Raw genomic sequence first — 17,293 nt, 5'->3', positions numbered from 1 at the left:
ATAGAATGTTTGATTGCTTTTAAGAAATAGTGAGGACGGCCGATGTGGTCGTTCTCTTTGCGATATATCACTTCCATCGGATCATCCGATGCGATATAGGATGACGTGAATTACGGCTAAGGAGATGAAACATTTGGCGAATGAAAGCATCATCATCAAAGGCGCACGCGCGCATAATCTCAAAAATATTGACGTGACGATTCCGCGGGACAAGTTCGTCGTCCTGACAGGGCTTAGCGGCTCAGGTAAATCATCACTGGCTTTCGATACGATCTATGCGGAAGGACAGCGGCGGTATGTGGAATCATTATCTGCGTATGCCCGTCAATTCCTCGGGCAAATGGAGAAACCGGACGTCGATTCGATTGACGGCCTGTCACCTGCCATTTCCATTGACCAAAAAACGACAAGTCGGAATCCTCGTTCTACGGTCGGAACAGTTACAGAAATCTATGATTACTTGCGGTTGTTATTTGCCCGAGTGGGTCATCCTCATTGTCCTGAACATGGCATTGAAATCACTTCTCAGACCGTCGAACAGATGGTAGACCGCATTTTGCAATATCCTGAAAAGACACGGCTGCAAATCCTGGCTCCATTGGTATCCGGCCGCAAAGGTGAGCATAAGACACTGTTCACTGATATAGCCAAGCAGGGCTTTGTACGGGTACGTGTGAATGGCGAACTGCGTGAATTGTCCGAGAAGATTGAATTGGAGAAGAACAAGAAGCACTCGATTGAAGTGGTCGTAGACCGGATCGTAGTCAAGGAAGATGTACGTGCGCGTCTGTCCGACTCTATCGAGACAGCACTGAATCTTTCAGGCGGACAGTTGCTTGTAGATATTATAGGGCAAGAGGAGTTGCGATTTAGCTCCAACTTTGCATGCCCGATTTGCGGTTTTAGCATAGATGAGCTGTCTCCACGGATGTTTTCCTTTAATAGTCCGTTTGGTGCTTGTCCAGATTGTGATGGGCTAGGAGTTAAAATGGTGGTTGACCCTGATCTGCTCATACCCGATCCAGAAAAAAGTGTAGAAGATGGGGCGTTCCAGGCATGGAGTGGAGGAACTTCCACTTATTATCCTCAATTTTTACAGTCCGTATGCGAACACTACGGTATTCCGCAGGACGTTCCTGTAAGCCAATTGACGTCAGAACAAATGAATCTTATTTTGCACGGAACAGGTGACCAGAAGATCCGTTTCCGCTATGAAAATGATTTTGGTCAACGTAAGGAAGCCTATGTGACCTTTGAGGGCATTATCCCGAACCTGGAGCGTCGCTACCGTGATACGGCTTCTGAGGGAATACGTGAATTTATTGAAGGCTTTATGAGTGCAAAGCCATGTAACACCTGTAAGGGGCACCGACTGAAAAAAGAAAGCCTGTCAGTAACGATTCAAGAGCGTAATATCGCTTATGTGACAGCTTTGTCTGTCGGGGAGGCTTCTCAATTTTTCCATACACTGAAGCTGAGTGAGAAAGAGCAGTCGATCGCCAACCTCATTTTAAAGGAAATTAACAGCCGACTGGGTTTCCTCGTTAACGTTGGTCTGGAATACCTGACTTTAAGCCGTGCAGCAGGTACGTTGTCCGGCGGGGAGGCACAGCGTATCCGATTGGCGACACAGATCGGTTCCAGTCTGATGGGTGTGCTTTATATTTTGGACGAGCCAAGTATCGGGTTGCATCAGCGAGATAATGACCGCCTGATTAGTGCATTGGAACATATGCGTAATCTAGGCAATACGTTGATCGTGGTGGAGCATGACGAAGATACGATGATGGCGGCCGACTATATCATTGACATTGGGCCAGGAGCCGGAATCCATGGCGGGATGATCATGTCACAGGGAACCCCACAGGAAGTTATGGAAGATCCGAATTCCCTGACCGGTCAATATTTGAGCGGGCGTAAGTTTATTCCGGTCAATACCGAGCGGCGCAAGCCTGCAGATAAGTGGCTGGAGATTCGCGGAGCCAAGGAGAACAATCTCAAAAATGTGAATGTCAAAATTCCATTGGGTGTTTTCACGGCTGTCACTGGTGTATCCGGGTCTGGGAAATCGACGCTGGTCAACGAAATTTTGTACAAAACGCTGGCGCGTGATCTGAACCGTGCAAGAGTACGTCCAGGTCAACATAAAGAAATTCGCGGGCTAGAGCATATCGAAAAGGTGGTTGAGATCGATCAATCGCCAATCGGCCGTACACCGCGTTCCAATCCTGCGACTTATACCGGTGTGTTCGATGATATCCGTGATTTATTCTCGCAGACGAACGAGGCTAAGGTTCGAGGCTACAAGAAAGGCCGGTTTAGCTTTAACGTTAAGGGAGGCCGATGTGAATCTTGCAGAGGCGACGGCATCATCAAGATTGAGATGCACTTTCTGCCCGATGTGTACGTACCCTGCGAAGTGTGCAAAGGCAAACGCTATAATCGGGAGACCCTTGAGGTTAAGTATAAAGGGAAGAGTATTGCTGATGTGCTGGAGATGACGGTAGAGGATGCAACAGCATTTTTTGAAAATATCCCGAAGATTCATCGCAAGATTCAGACGCTGATGGATGTAGGTTTGGGGTATATCAAGTTGGGTCAACCAGCGACTACTTTGTCCGGTGGTGAGGCACAGCGTGTGAAGCTGGCTTCCGAACTGTATCGTCGCAGCACAGGTAAAACCATTTATATTTTGGATGAGCCGACAACGGGTCTACATGTTCACGATATTGACCGATTGTTGACGGTGCTGCATCGTTTGGTTGATTCGGGAGAAACGGTGCTGGTTATTGAGCATAATCTAGATGTAATTAAAACAGCCGATTTCCTGATTGATCTGGGGCCTGAAGGCGGAAGCGGCGGTGGAACGATCTTGGCTACCGGGACACCAGAACAACTCGTAAAAGTCGAAGAATCCTATACAGGCCGATACTTAAAGCCGATCCTTGAACGGGATACACAGCGCAGCCAAGCGCTCCAGACCGTCGATCTTTAGATACTATTTAGTGTATGTTTTAGAAACCCTGCACAGGCAGGAAGGCAGAATACGAATTAGCGTATTTATGCTTTCCCGTTGGCAGGGTTTATTTTTTTTGTAAAAAAAGAAAACTTTTATCAAATTCCTGCGTTAAAGCATGTGACACATAGTTTACCAAGCGCTGGAATAATAAATCTATATGTATATTCATCGACAGAAAGTCTCTGAGTAATCTCTAAATTTTTGGAGTTTTGGATGTTTAGGCTCGGGCTTGAAGAGGTTAATATATAACTTATGATTATCTAGCATCATACGAAGTTCCGTGCCCCGTGACAACCATTACTAGTTGAAGCGAAACCGTCTATAGTTATATCACATCTAAGATTTATACCACATCTCTGAGGAAGTCATGAAGGGAGCTGGAACGTTTGAAGATTAAGCAAAGTAAAGTTCTACGTACACGTGTATACTCATGGGCAGCAGGAGTCACTATAGCGGCATGGTTATTGGGTTATAGTGCTGCACCGTCCTATGCCTCCGAGGTGTCCGAGGCGTATGCGCCCATACAAGCCGAGATCGAAACCAGTGCAGCGATTGGAACTATTAAAGATTCAGAAAACGCTCACAATTATATTCAGCCCGCAGCAAAGGGTGGGTTTTTAATGCTGAACGTCGAGGACATTACAGAAGCAAGTGTGGTACACGTCACGTACGGCAAGCTGGACAGTTCTCTGGAGACTGTATGGAAACACCAGCAGGACCTGAACGTACAACCGGGAACAAGTAGCAGGGGAGTCCAGCGGGAGACGTCAGATGGTGGGTTGTTGTTTCTGATTGATTATACCCAACCGAACGGAATGCGGGATTTGCAGGCTTCACGATTGGACGCGGATGGAAACCCCTTGTGGTCCAAAACATTACCGACTGATGGCTTGATATCTCAAGGGCAGGGTTCTCGGGTAGGACTGGAGCCACTTGAGGATGGCAGTTTTCTAGTCTCCTCACTGAACCTTGCGGAGCAGTCCTTCACTGTACTCAAATACACAGAAGATGGCGACATACAATGGAATCGAACGACGGCCGGGGTGACCTCAGGTTGGCTGGTTGGCAGTCACAATGGATATTATGCGCTTTTGAACAGCTCAGATGGTCCCGTGGGAGTACAAGCCGATGTGTATGGTCGTAATATCCGTGATGTCCATCTAGACTTAGGATCAGGTAAGGAAATTGCGGCGGTACGTGAGTTGTCCAGCGGTCATATTGCTGTAACAGGGCTTAAAGGAAACAGCAAGCGTACCCAGGTGTTAAGTAATGGTCTGCAATTGTTTAGTAATACAGAGGACTATGCCGCTGACCGGGTGTATCTGCCTGAGGAGCAGTTGTACGTCCAGTTCAGTGATCAATATGATCCACTGGGTAAAACCACGAAGATGCATGGCATTACTATCACAGGCTTAAAAGGAAACGGCACGAAGGTGTGGGAAACGAAGACTCATTATAAGGAAGATAACTCCTTCGGCATCCGATATGATACGGGATTGATATATAAGATTCCTTCAGGCTACGCGGTGGTGACATCTACAACAGGCGTCCAAAAGCCAATAGTACTCGATTTTGCGAAAATATTGATACCGGAGTAATCCGGTGTCTTTTTTTATGAAATCGAAGAAGTAGCAAGTAGGTATGGCACTGTGGTGTGGCATAAGAAACAGCCTGCTTGTATATAAAATACAAGCAGGCTGTTAATGGGCTTTATGTCTAGGATGCAACGTGGCTGGACTGTAAAATGGCAGACAACTTCTCTTGGAAAGACGGAATGCCTACACGCTGTACATACGCATAAAAGCTTTCGCCAGCAATCCTATTTTCTTTGTAAAACAGAATAAGCTCTGCCAATACAGGACCAACCTGATCGCCACGCACGCGGCCTTTGAGTGCCTTGTTGAACTGGGCATCTGCTCCAAGTGCCCCGCCGACAGCGATGTCGAACGCGTCAACCATGCCTTCAGGTGTCTTAAGGAGCGAGCCTTGCAGTCCAATGTCGGCAATATGCTTTTGACCGCAGGAATTCGGGCAACCAATAAAATGGATGCGCACCTTTTCATCCAATTGTACGTGCTGATCCAAATACTCGGCAACGTCAATCGCTCGCTTTTTCGTTTCCACAATCGCCAGATTGCAAAACTCATTTCCTGTGCAAGATACTGTACGGCTCATAAAATGCTTGGGCTGTGGTGTCAGGCGTTGCAGCACGGGAGCTTTTAGTAGCTCATCTACTTGATCATCCGGCACACCGCTCAGCAAAATATTTTGCGACATCGTGGTACGAATCTGCCCATCACCGTAGCGGTCAGCCAGGTCGGCCAGTTCATGCAACTCGTCAGCACTGAGGCGACCAACAGGTACGTTCAGACCGACATAGTTCAGACCTTCTTGGGCTTGGGGATGTATACCGTCAAAATAGGCGGCTTGCCAGCCAATGGTTTTATCTTCACCTCGTCCCGGCATTTCGCCAGTGTACTCAGTCAGCTTGGCCAGGAATTTGTCTGGGCCCCAATCGGCAACAAGGAATTTCAGACGGGCATGGTGCCGTTTTTCCCGATAGCCGTAATCACGGAAGATGGTGGTCACAGCAATAGCAACCTTCAGTACTTCCTCAGGACGGACAAACAAATCCAGCGGATGTGCCAAATGCGGCTTGGCGGATAGTCCTCCGCCAACCATCACATGGAAGCCAACCACTTCTTTTCCGTTAAGGATCTTGGTTGCCGGTGTGAAGGACAGGTCGTTAATTTCAGCCTGTGCATTATTGTACGTATTACTGGAGATGGACATTTTGTATTTGCGCGGAAGATTGGAAAAGTCGCGATTCAATAAGAAAAAGCGGTTTACTTCATCTACAATCTCCTGAGTATCCACCAGCTCATTAGGATCAATGCCAGCCAGAGGATTGCCGACAATGGTACGCGGGCAGTCCCCACAGGCTTCAAAGGAATACAAACCAACCTTTTCCAGCCGTTCGAAAATATCCGGCAAGCTTTCAACGGTCAGCCAGTGAAATTGAATAGCCTGACGGGTGGTGACATCCACAAGACCACGCCCGTATAGTGCGGAGATGTCTGCTAAGGCACGTGCCTGGGCTGAAGTCATGATCCCTGTATTGATGCGGACGCGCATCATGAAATGACCATCCTTGGGTTTTTGCTGGTAAACCCCAGCCCATTTGAATCGGTCCATATCGTCCGCAGAGATTGAGTCATACCCTTTGTGTGCATAGCTTTCGATGATGGTACGTATAACGTCGAGACCATCCTTTTCCAGCTTGACTAACTCAAACTTGTTAAGCTTATCGGGATGAGCATTCCAGATGGGTTCATAGGCCATCTTTTTAACCTCCTTCATGTGTCTTATTTATACTTGAGATTTTGGATATAGAACTCACGATTTTTTATTTCCGACAATATAACTAAGATATAATGTGATGGTATCATAGTTGGTTATGCCCGTAAACGAAGGAATGGTCCAAAGGGTATAACGATTTTTTATTGTTTTTGCTTATTTTTTTGATATAAGGATTTGGAAAATTTATAATATAAATAGTATGAGAGGATAGGGATGTGGCAAACGGCGCTTTTTTAGAAAAAGATAGGGCTTAAAGCGATTGTATGCGTGTCCCCTCTATGGTAGATTTGGACTAACTGATAGAACAGGGTCATGTTAGAGAGGAAATGGTGAGTATATGCGTAAGATGGGGAAAAGGGTAGCTGTGCTGGCTTTGGGCAGCGCTCTATGTGTTTCTGGAACGGCAGGTGCAGCCAGCAGTGGAACTGCGTTAAAGGCCAAGGTCATTAATGGCGGGGTCTATGTGAACGTAAGTGATATGAATAAAGTATTAGGAACCAGCGGCGCGTATAACAGCGCAAATGGTACATATACGTTATCGGCCGATCGTGTGCCGCAGGTCGTTAAAAATGTATCTCCTTCGGTAGTCGGCATCATTGGCCGTTCTGCGACAGGAGAGACCGTAGCAGGGGGAGACCGATACAACCTGGCTCACGGCACGGGTGTCATCATTCGGGCAGATGGATGGATTGTTACGAACGCGCATGTAATCGAAGGATTAGGTGATGCCGTAGTTGTAACCTCGGACGGAAAATCTTACGGAATCATCGACAGCTACAGCGATCCGATCAGTGACTTGGCGTTGATTAAAATTAAGGCAAGCGGTCTTAAACCTGCTACCTTTGCAGCTTCTACGAATAGTTTACAGGTAGGCGAGCAGGTAGTAGCTATCGGTACACCGATCTCCTTTTCACTTCGTAACTCGGCAACCTCAGGTGTTGTTAGCGGGCTGAACCGTGGTGTCAACGCTGCGTATCGTCTCATTCAAAGTGATACCGCGATCAACCCTGGTAACAGCGGTGGTCCGCTGGTCAATCTCAAGGGCGAGGTTATCGGGATCAATACAATGAAGTTCTCAGCGGTCGGAATTGAAAATATGGGCTTTTCGATTCCGGCGGATACAGTGAAATATGTCATCAATCAATTTTTCAAATATGGTGAGGTTCGACGTGCTAGTCTTGGTCTAGGGCTTGAAGAGAGCTGGTCGGCTATCGTGGGGTTGCCTACCGAGGACCCTTTGAAAGTCACTAAAGTCACCTCAGCCAGTGCCGTACAGGTTAAAATCAAGGAAGGCGATGAATTGTATAGTATTAACGGCAAGCGTGTAGCTTCCGCCATTGATGTCAATGAGCTGCTTAAAAACTATCAACCGGGCCAAACGGTGAGTGTACTTATGCAGTCGGACGGTGATATTGTGAAGCGCAAGCTGGTACTGACACAGGATACTGGTGAAATTTATGATTCCATTCAGTCTGGAGAAGATCTTGAAGACTCGAATGAATCAGGAGCTGCTGTAGATGACGGTATAGCGCCTCCGAAGGAAGCGTCAGATTCAGCTACGGGAAAGTGAGCGATAACGGCTCATCAATCTATAAAATAAAGCTAAAGGGAGATTTACTGTGAAGCATATGCAAAGAAAAATGATGCGTAAGCTGGGGGTCGGCGCTGTCGCATTGTCCCTTCTGCTTACCGCTTTACCAGCAGTTGCAGCAGATCAAGATAAAAACATATTGGAATTGCGTCTGCAAAGCGGCAGCAATACAGCCATCGTGAACGGCCAAAATGCGAATATTACGAAACCCTATTCCAAAAGTGGAGCACTGATGGTTCCGGCTGGTGTGTTTAAAAAGGCATTTAACAGCAAAATTCGCCTAGCTGAAGATAATGTGGTTAAGATCACCAGCGGCACTCACGTTGTATCGCTGACAATCGGTAGTCGTACAGCCTGGGTGAGAGGACACAAGGTGACACTTCCGGCTCCACCGGAAATGTCGTCAGGAATCCTCATGGTGCCTTTGCGTCAAGTAGCAGAAGGACTGGGCGGTAAGATGGAGAAGAATGGCGCAGGAATCATCATTCGAATGGAAGCCCAAGAAGAGGCGGGCACGGTAGCAGAAGAATCACCGAACATTGATAATGATGAGGGCAAGACGCAGATCGGGAATAGTTACTACGATTGGTCCATGAACTATCCAACAGGACTCGTTATCGGTCAGGGGGGTGGAGATGAGAGTATTTCCACATTTATGGACGAGAACAGTGCATACTATATGGAAGTACACACAGCATTACAGCCGGTTCCACTGAATGCAGACGATTTGTTGCAACAATTGGTGCAGGCAGCCAAGGAAACGGGAGAAACTGTAGTGGACCGAAAATCCTTCCCGAAAGCGAAAGTGCCTTATGCTCGTGTTATTACGAAGGATGGGGACGGCGTACTGTGGGAAAATCGTCAGTACTATGACAACGGACGACTGTATGTCGTTTATTTTTCCGATGCTAAAGCAACGAACTATAAAGATCTGGCCCAGTATGCTGGACTGTTGAACTCATTTAAAACCTCTTTTAATGCACAGGATAAAAGTATTAAAGACTTGTCCACTGTAGTAGGAGGCACACGTGAGGCCGGGAATCCAGATTACGGTGTGTCACTCAAAATACCTGCAGGCTGGAGAATGGACGACCAACGAATGCAGTATGAAAGCAATGACGGATCAAGCTTCCGCATGAAAGTCACCTCTGCTCCAGCAGATGGAAAATTGGAGAACTGGGGCCAGCAGCTGCAAAAATGGCTAAGCGATTCATTTGTGTCTACTGCTTATGAGGCACAAAAGACTTATCCGCTGGAGGTTGCAGGCGTTCAGGGATTAGTGCAGGAGTACCGCTATAATTTTGGGGATGAATGGGTCAAGGAGTACAATGTGCTAATTCAGCAAAATGGATATCGCTACCTGGCTGAATACGCAGTGCCTGAAAAGGTAAGCAAGGGAAATGACCAGTTCAACGCGCTCATTTCTTCGCTTCAAATCGATTTTCAAACAGTAGCGAATAACTTTGGACAATTGGAAGAGGATGACTACCTGGCGGACAAAACGAAAACGATCAAAAAGACGTCTAAAGCATATGAATATACAGTAAATATCCCACGGTATTGGACTGCGGTTAGCGATCAATTTGAATTGGGAGATATAGAGTATCAATTTACCGGAGGACGTTTTTCCATTAAAATCGACAACGACCAATCCTTTGAATTAACGGTGTCCCAGCTTAAGGACTTCTATGATAAGCAAGCCAAGAACTATAAAAACCTCAAAGTGGAGGAAGTTAAGGATGTAACGTTTGCCGGTGTGCCGGCAGTGTCCTTTACATTCCACCGTGTGGACGAAGGTATCGGCTATACAGGTCGCCAAATCGTTCTGGAGCATAACGGTAAAACATATACCGTAACAACGACATTAAACGATGCAAACAACACGGGTGTACAGTCCAACGCACTGGATTCGACGCTGAATTCGTTTAGTTTTGTGAAGTAAAGGGTGAGGATAAAAGATTAGTGAGCTGTAGTGGGTAGAGGCTACGCATGCCATTTGATCCTACGATCGCTGTTGACCCGGGATTCTTGGATTGTGTAAGGATTAAATAGTAAGAATCCCAGGTCAAAGGCGAGCGCTGGCGCTTCTTCGGATTCAAATGGCCCGCTTCGCTGGCCACCGCCAAATATCCCTAATCTTTTAAAGAGTGAAGTAAGCAGGGAAGATCGAAGATGTTGGTCTATATAGGAGGAATCTAAAAATAATTACATTAAAGGCAGTCGACAAAAGTAATTGGGAAGAATGTGCTGAACTTCAACCGAGCCCCGAGCAACAAAGGTTTATGGTCTCTAACCTTTACTCAATTGCTGAATGTCAGTTTTTGGATGGGTTTTTATCTAGAGCGATTTATAATAATGACGTATTGATTGGTTTTACGATGTTTGGTTTAGACCCGGATGACGGGAATTACTGGATTTACCGATTTATGATTGACGAAAGATTTCAAGGCCAAGGCCATGGTTACCATGCAATGTTGCTGGTTATCGACGAAATAAGGAAAGCCAGTAATCGGACTGATATGATCATGATTGGATATAAACCAGACAATGAACTTGCTAGAAAGCTATACAGAAAATCTGGTTTCAGGGAGGAAGGAATATCACCCTGGGGAGAAATGCTTGCGAAGTATAGCTTTGCCTAGTTAATGGTATGATGACGCACCTCCAATGCACCGCTGACCGGGATTGGAGATGTTTTTGTATTTCAGTATTATATTTTTAAAGGAATCGCTTGGAAAGTGTAGAAGCTTGGGGCGCAGTCTGGTACACTAGATTAGTTACAAGATAAGAATAATTTCTGCCGCAGATGATTGTAATGCGGATTTTTTGAGTTGGATGCGATTCAGACAAGGGACCGATGGTTCAGCGTGTGAATGATCGGACAAGATGATAGAGACAGATAGGTTTAAAAAATAAGATTCTTAGTAGGTTTCCATATCCCTGACTGAACATAACCAGCTTTGGAATGAGTGGATGGAACATTAATGAGATTACCAAGTAAGCAGCATAGCTGCCCTGAAAACAACGATGCTCCAATGAGGGGTCATTCGTTTTCAGCATATAGGGAGGGCAATAATGAAATCAGCAGTACGAAGAGAAGATGTCGAGCTTCTGGCACCAGCAGGTGACTGGGATTGTATGCGTGCGGCGGTAGCGAACGGAGCCGATGCGATCTTTTTTGGGGTGGAAAAGTTCAATGCACGGGCACGGGCGAATAATTTTCGCATGGATGAATTACCCGAAATTATGGCCTTTTTGCATAGCTACGGGGTTAAGGGCTTTTTGACATTCAATATACTAGTATTTGAAAATGAGCTGGAGGACGCTAAAGAGCTGGTCGATGCCTGTATTGATGCCGGTGTCGATGCCCTAATTGTTCAGGACATGGGCTTGGTGAAAATGATTCGCGACATTTCGCCGGATTTCCCGATCCATGGTTCTACTCAAATGACGATTACCTCGCCGGAGGCTGTAGAATTCACGAAGCCGTACAACATGGAACGGGTTGTGCTGGGTCGTGAAAATAATCTAAAACAGATTCAAAAAATTGGCGATCAAGCGAGACTTCCGATGGAAGTATTCGTGCATGGAGCGTTGTGCGTATCTTATTCAGGCCAATGCCTGACTTCAGAAATGTGGGGCGGACGCTCTGCAAACCGTGGTGAATGTGCACAGGCATGCCGTTTGCCTTACGATCTGATGGTGGATGGAGAGCAAAAGCCGATGGCCGATGTGACATACCTGCTATCCCCTAAGGATTTGGCAGCCATTGATTTGATGCCAGAACTGATCGATGCAGGTGTGGTTTCCTTTAAAATCGAAGGGCGACTGAAAACGCCTGAATATGTAGCGAATGTGGTTAGCAAATATCGTAAAGCCATTGACAAGTATTTTGATGGCGATACGTCCAAGACGAGCAAAGAAGATATCCGCGAGCTGCAGCAGAGCTTTTCACGCGGCTTTACACACGGGTTTCTGGAAGGAACGAATAACAAAAAGCTGGTGGACGGTACGTTCCCGAAAAGCCGGGGCGTGTATCTGGGCCGAGTGGAGCAAATCCTACGTGATGGTGTAGTATGCCGTATCGACGCCCCGCTCAAGCGTGGCGATGGTATTGTATTTGATGCAGGAGATCCTACGCAAAAAGAAGAAGGCGGACGCGTATACGATATCCGCCGCAAGGGCGTGAAGATTGAAGGCGAAGCTGGAGAAGGATGGATTGTTGACATCGTAGCGGGACGCAACGATGTGGATCTGCGCCGAGTGCACGTGGGCGACCGTATTTGGAAGACCAACGACCCGGCGCTGGACAAGCGTCTGCGCCAGTCGTACGAAACCGAAAAGCCGTACCGTGTCTTCCCGGTACATGTGCGGGTCAGCGGCTCCCCAGGACAGCCGCTGTCGACATGGTGGACCGACGTGCAGAAAGGCACAACGGTCCGCGTGGACTCTGAGCTGGAACTTGAAATCGCCCAGAAGCGTCCGATGACGCACGAACTGCTCGAAGAGCAGTTCGGCCGACTGGGCGGAACCGTGTTCCAGCTGGAGGAGCTGGACGTCCATCTGCATGGGGACGTCATCGTACCCATGCGCGAGCTGAACAGCATCCGCCGTCAGGCGGTGGAACTGCTCGCGGGCGAGCGCCCCAAACCACCCGTATACACGAAGCGGGCGGTAGAGGTGTATGGCGACGCAGCGGCTCCAGCATCTTCTGTGGAGCGCGGACAGGCAGAGCTGACCGCGCTGTGCCGCAGCCTCCCTCAGGTGGAGGCTGCGCTTGAGGCCGGCGTGGAGTTCATCTACGCCGACTTCGAGTTCATCAAGCAATTTCCAGCAGCTGTAGAGGCTGTGCACGGCGCAGGGCGCCGAATTGCGCTGGTGACTCCGCGTATTCACATGCCGGGCGAAAACGGATATCACAACAATATCCTGCGCCTGCAACCGGATGCTGTACTGGTACGCAATCCGGGAGCATTGTATTTTTACATGCGTCATCGCTTGGAGAACCCGGATGTGCATCATCCGCAATTGATCGGCGACTTCTCGCTGAATATCGCCAACCATAAAGCGGCTGACCTGTTCCTGGATTCCGGCTGCGACCTGGTGACACCGTCATATGATTTGAACATCCAACAGATGGTCGATATGCTGGGACGTACACGTACCGACAAGCTGGAGATCGTCATCCAGCAGCATTTACCGATGTTCCATACCGAACACTGCGTGTATTGTACTTTTATGAGTGAAGGCACAGACTACACCAACTGTGGTCGTCCATGTGAGGATCATCGCGCATCCCTGCGTGATCGTATTGGGATGTCTCACCCGGTTCGCGTGGACGAAGGATGCCGTAATACGGTGTACAACGCGATTGAGCAATCGGGCGCGGAATACCTATCTAACTTTCTGGAATTAGGCGTGTCCCGTTACCGAGTGGAATTTTTGGAGGAGACACCAGAGCAAGTTCATGAGGTTATTGATCTCTATAACCGTGCCTTGCGCGGAGAAATTAGCGGAACACAAGTATGGAAGACGCTGAAAGCGACGAATCAGCTAGGGGTTACACGTGGGCAATTGGTGAAATAAACAACTGTATATTTGTTCAGGAGCCAATTAGATTTTAGAAGCATAATATAATCATATAGTAAGTAGAGATTGAAGACATGTTCTCTTTAAGGGAAGATGTCTTCTTCTTTAACCTATTAAATTTATCTATCTACCTGTTATAATCATAGACAGTATACCTAACCGTTATATTGAAGACAAAGGAGTCTTAACCTATGAAAATCCGTAAAGCAATTATTCCTGCTGCGGGACTAGGAACCCGGTTCCTTCCTGCGACGAAAGCCATGCCTAAAGAGATGCTTCCCATTGTAGACAAACCAACCATTCAATATATCATTGAAGAAGCTGTTGCATCTGGTATAGAAGATATCATTATCGTTACTGGTAAAGGCAAAAGGGCGATAGAGGATCATTTTGACTACTCCTTTGAGCTGGAGCATAATTTGACTTCGAAGGAAAAATGGAACCTGCTCAATGAAGTACGCAAACCATCAGAGATGGCAGATATCCACTATATTCGTCAAAAGGAACCTAAAGGCTTGGGGCATGCCATCTGGTGTGCACGTAAGTTTATTGGTGATGAGCCTTTCGCCGTACTTTTAGGAGATGACATTGTTGAATCTGAGAATCCATGTCTCAAACAGATGATTGACGTGTTCGATGAGTATCAGCGTTCTGTAGTAGGTGTAAAGCAAGTCGATTGGGACGAGGTGCATCGTTACGGAATTGTGGAAGGCCATGCACTTACTTCCAAAATCTCTGAGGCGGAACGATTAGTGGAAAAGCCAAAGAAGGAAGAAGCCAAATCCAACTTGGCGATCATGGGACGTTATATCTTGACGCCTGACATTTTCGATATCCTGGGTCAGCAATCCGCAGGAGTAGGCGGGGAAATTCAACTGACGGACGCATTGTCCAAGCTGGGAGAAAAGAACCCTATTCTGGCTTATGAATTTGATGGCAATCGCCACGATGTTGGCGAGAAGCTGGGATTCATTGAAACGACCATTCATTATGCTCTACAGCATAACGAAATCAAGGATGAAGTACTGGCTTATATGAGACAGGTTATTGAAGAGATTGACCAACAAAAATAAACATCTCGCTAAACACAATATGCTTCCTTAATATAAAAAAGAGACTATCAGGTGTTGTAACATCATCTGATAGTCTCTTTTTTCTTAACTATTTCTCCGCTTTCAACTGTTCGATCTGCTCCTTCTCCTTCGGATCAGCCTTAATCAACCTATCGTACAATGCTTCATCCGATTGGCCCTGCTGTTGTAGGGCAGCAATGTAATAGCGAGCGACCTCACGATTTGTAGCATCACTCAGGTCGTCCTTCAAGCCGCTTTTGAGGATGCTTGCAGCCTCAGCAGGCTTACCTGACATGAACTCAATTTTGCCCGTACTGAGCGCAATACCTGGAGTTACTTCAAAAGTACGTGTCAACTCGATTTCAGGTGGAACCGTCTTAAGATGAGCTACCCCATCCAGAACCTTCTGATAAGCAGTAAGACCTGCTTGGAAATACTTCTGTTCCTTGGCGGTGTCCTTCTGCTCACGTGCCTTATTACCAATAGTGTAGGCTTGAGTAATCAACATGTTGTACCAGTCATTGTCCCAGTTGAAGTTGGAAATGTTATTTTCCAAAATGCTGAAGGCCTGCTCATTTTCACCTTTTGCTTTTAAAAGGTTAACTTTGGAGCTATACATGATTTTATTATACGGTTCTGCCTTCAGGCCCGTATTAAGTACCTCTATTGCAGCGTTATAAAATTCCTCTTTTTTCGTTTGATCATACACACTCTTGTACAGTGCAGCCAATCTTATAACCGAATCCGGGTGCGTAGGACGAAGTTCAAGATCCTTATTAATGGCACTTTGCATTTCCTCAAATGATGAGCTTACCGCCATAATTTGTTTGGCAGTTGTGGCAGCATTGGCTGATTGCACGAAGCGAAGACCTGAAAAAAGCACTACGATGCTTAGAACGCCAATGATGGCACTATACATGATTCGGAATCCCGAAGCATTCATAGACAGACGTTTAAGCGGCTTGCTGTCCATAGCAGCGGCCATACCACCGAGACTCACAAATACCAATATGCCCATGAACACGTAACTAAGATTAAAGTCCAGCAAGCTATGAAGTAAGATCGAAAGTGCCAAAATGAGATATAGGAAGTGAGAATCCCGTTCTTCATCATTTTGTCTAATATAGTTGCGGATATATTTATAGAAAATATATAAGATGAATGACATGAAAATTACGAAACCGATAATACCTACTTCAACTAAATACTGCATGAAAAAGTTATGGGCCTGACGGCTTGTATAAGGATAATCTTGATATTTCTCGTATAAAGTTGCCCAACCGCCACCGCCGCTTCCGATAATCGGGTGGTCTTTAATCGATTTGGCAGCATCCTGATAGAATACAAGCCGCTCCAGCACACTATGCTGGCGGAAATTGATGTTTTCTAACCGGACCTGTACGTTCTCCGGCAGTACGCTACGCAGGCCAGTTCCCATCAACAGAAAAGCCAGCAAGCCAATCACCACAACTGACCCGACAGGCAACCACAAATTGGATAACTTGCGTGAAGTCCATCCTTTGAGAGCATTCTCCAGCTTTGGAGCCAAATAACGTTCAACAAGCCACAGTACGACAGCTACAGCCAGGGAGACACCAATAAGTAATCCCCAAGCCTCGGCAGCCTCTCCGCCGTTGTAAGTCTTATTGAGTTGTAATCCCATATTTGTAATCGGCGCCAAGATAGATATTGACGCTACACCAGCAATGGCGCAATGCAAAATCCATATAATTTGGCGTGCTGGTTTAAAGAAAAGCAAAAGAATCACGAACACGACAGGTAGCATAACCAGACCGCCCCGTGACAAAGTCAGGAATAGCGAGACTAGAATAGGCACCAACATGAAGCCGTGGATAGCCTTGCCATACCATAGTTTTGATTTCATCAGACAGAAAACGGCAGCGAATAGGAAAGCCATTAGAAAGGCCGCATATGTATTCGCATATTGAAACACTGATGTCAGCCGGAGACCATTTGTATCTGTCATAACTGCATTGGTATAGCGATATTGATACACATATTGGGTAAACCAGCCTACCATTTTGCCGGCAAGCACCCACTGTCCGAACCAGTTAATGAAGCCAAAGCCTACGATGATATAAGCAATAGTCATAATCAGGTTGTGAATAATCTTATTGCCTAAGCGATCCTGTAGTAGATAGATTGAGATAATAAACAGAGCGGCATAGATGCACTGTACCACAACCATATTCATGGCCAGGTAATGTGAAGCTGCTGAAGTCAGTGAAAGCACATAAGTTAGGGGAAGCAATAATACTAATACAGTCAGCCAATCCCTTTGCTCTTCTAACTTGAATTTTTTAAAATAGGTTACGATTCCTAAAATTAATAGAATCGTGCTGATGATCAAAGCCCAATAGAGTGGCTTTTCAAAATCGAGCATTTGCCCATTGAAAAGTGCAGCCTGGAAGGGAGACCAAGTTAAAAACAGAATCATGCCAACAATTAACACCCAAAACATAGCCGGCCTTTTATCGTCACGGGTCGACGTTTTGGCCTGTTTCCCGTATACTGGATTCGACAAGGTTTACAATCTCCTTTTTTTGAAGTTAATGCTAGTATTTTAACATAACAATTATTACAACTGTACAGTTAATAGTTTTTATCAGTGCAAGGCGAATTTTAATTGAATTATGTGTA

9 protein-coding genes are annotated in these 17,293 nt (G+C 46.4%); 7 read left to right on the top strand and 2 right to left on the bottom strand.

From position 1 onward, the window contains the following. Positions 1-133: 133 nt before the first annotated feature. Both uvrA and MKX36_RS22415 read left to right on the top strand, forming a co-directional pair. On the top strand, positions 134-2,995 hold the full coding sequence (uvrA, locus tag MKX36_RS22420) for an excinuclease ABC subunit UvrA (RefSeq protein ID WP_016822963.1): 2,862 nt from the start codon (positions 134-136) through the stop codon (positions 2,993-2,995). A gap of 410 nt (positions 2,996-3,405) precedes the next feature. Continuing rightward, the gene (locus MKX36_RS22415; RefSeq protein ID WP_340865720.1) at positions 3,406-4,617 is read left to right on the top strand and encodes a hypothetical protein; all 1,212 of its coding nucleotides are present in this window, start codon (positions 3,406-3,408) and stop codon (positions 4,615-4,617) included. Between the two features lie 118 nt (positions 4,618-4,735). Here the strand turns inward: MKX36_RS22415 and MKX36_RS22410 are convergent, their stop codons facing one another. Then, complete coding sequence (locus tag MKX36_RS22410) at positions 4,736-6,361, bottom strand: nitrite/sulfite reductase (protein ID WP_340865718.1); 1,626 nt, start codon at positions 6,359-6,361, stop codon at positions 4,736-4,738. Between the two features lie 355 nt (positions 6,362-6,716). On the opposite strand from MKX36_RS22410, the gene MKX36_RS22405 reads away from it, so the two are divergent. The 5 genes from MKX36_RS22405 to galU all read left to right on the top strand — a co-directional run bounded on the left by MKX36_RS22405 (position 6,717) and on the right by galU (position 14,632). Then, a complete protein-coding gene (locus tag MKX36_RS22405; protein WP_340865717.1) occupies positions 6,717-7,949 on the top strand; it encodes a S1C family serine protease in 1,233 nt (410 codons plus the stop codon). 49 nt (positions 7,950-7,998) lie between these two features. Beyond that, positions 7,999-9,912, top strand: a complete 1,914-nt coding sequence (locus MKX36_RS22400; RefSeq protein ID WP_340865716.1) for a stalk domain-containing protein — start codon at positions 7,999-8,001, stop codon at positions 9,910-9,912. A gap of 259 nt (positions 9,913-10,171) precedes the next feature. Further along, positions 10,172-10,612 (top strand): GNAT family N-acetyltransferase, encoded by a 441-nt coding sequence (locus MKX36_RS22395; RefSeq protein ID WP_045244617.1) that lies wholly within the window; start codon positions 10,172-10,174, stop codon positions 10,610-10,612. 433 nt (positions 10,613-11,045) lie between these two features. Next, a complete protein-coding gene (locus MKX36_RS22390) occupies positions 11,046-13,556 on the top strand; it encodes a U32 family peptidase (protein ID WP_025365953.1) in 2,511 nt (836 codons plus the stop codon). A gap of 194 nt (positions 13,557-13,750) precedes the next feature. Then, positions 13,751-14,632 (top strand): UTP--glucose-1-phosphate uridylyltransferase GalU, encoded by an 882-nt coding sequence (gene galU, locus MKX36_RS22385; protein ID WP_257126348.1) that lies wholly within the window; start codon positions 13,751-13,753, stop codon positions 14,630-14,632. Between the two features lie 88 nt (positions 14,633-14,720). On the opposite strand, the gene MKX36_RS22380 is transcribed toward galU, so the two are convergent. Further along, the gene (locus MKX36_RS22380; RefSeq protein ID WP_340865713.1) at positions 14,721-17,177 is read right to left on the bottom strand and encodes an O-antigen ligase family protein; all 2,457 of its coding nucleotides are present in this window, start codon (positions 17,175-17,177) and stop codon (positions 14,721-14,723) included. Between the last annotated feature and the right edge of the window lie 116 nt (positions 17,178-17,293).

It is taken from the genome of Paenibacillus sp. FSL W8-0439 (assembly GCF_038008995.1).
In the GTDB taxonomy this organism is placed as follows: Bacteria; Bacillota; Bacilli; order Paenibacillales; family Paenibacillaceae; genus Paenibacillus; species Paenibacillus polymyxa.
The sequence above is the reverse complement of the archived record's forward strand: the minus strand, read 5'-3'. Positions and strand labels throughout refer to the sequence as shown.

Coding starts and splice junctions, on each gene's coding strand:
- MKX36_RS22410 (WP_340865718.1), bottom strand. CDS start 6,361: ATGGCCTATGAACCCATCTGGAATGCTCATCCCGATAAGCTTAACAAG.
- MKX36_RS22405 (WP_340865717.1), top strand. CDS start 6,717: ATGCGTAAGATGGGGAAAAGGGTAGCTGTGCTGGCTTTGGGCAGCGCT.
- MKX36_RS22390 (WP_025365953.1), top strand. CDS start 11,046: ATGAAATCAGCAGTACGAAGAGAAGATGTCGAGCTTCTGGCACCAGCA.
- galU (WP_257126348.1), top strand. CDS start 13,751: ATGAAAATCCGTAAAGCAATTATTCCTGCTGCGGGACTAGGAACCCGG.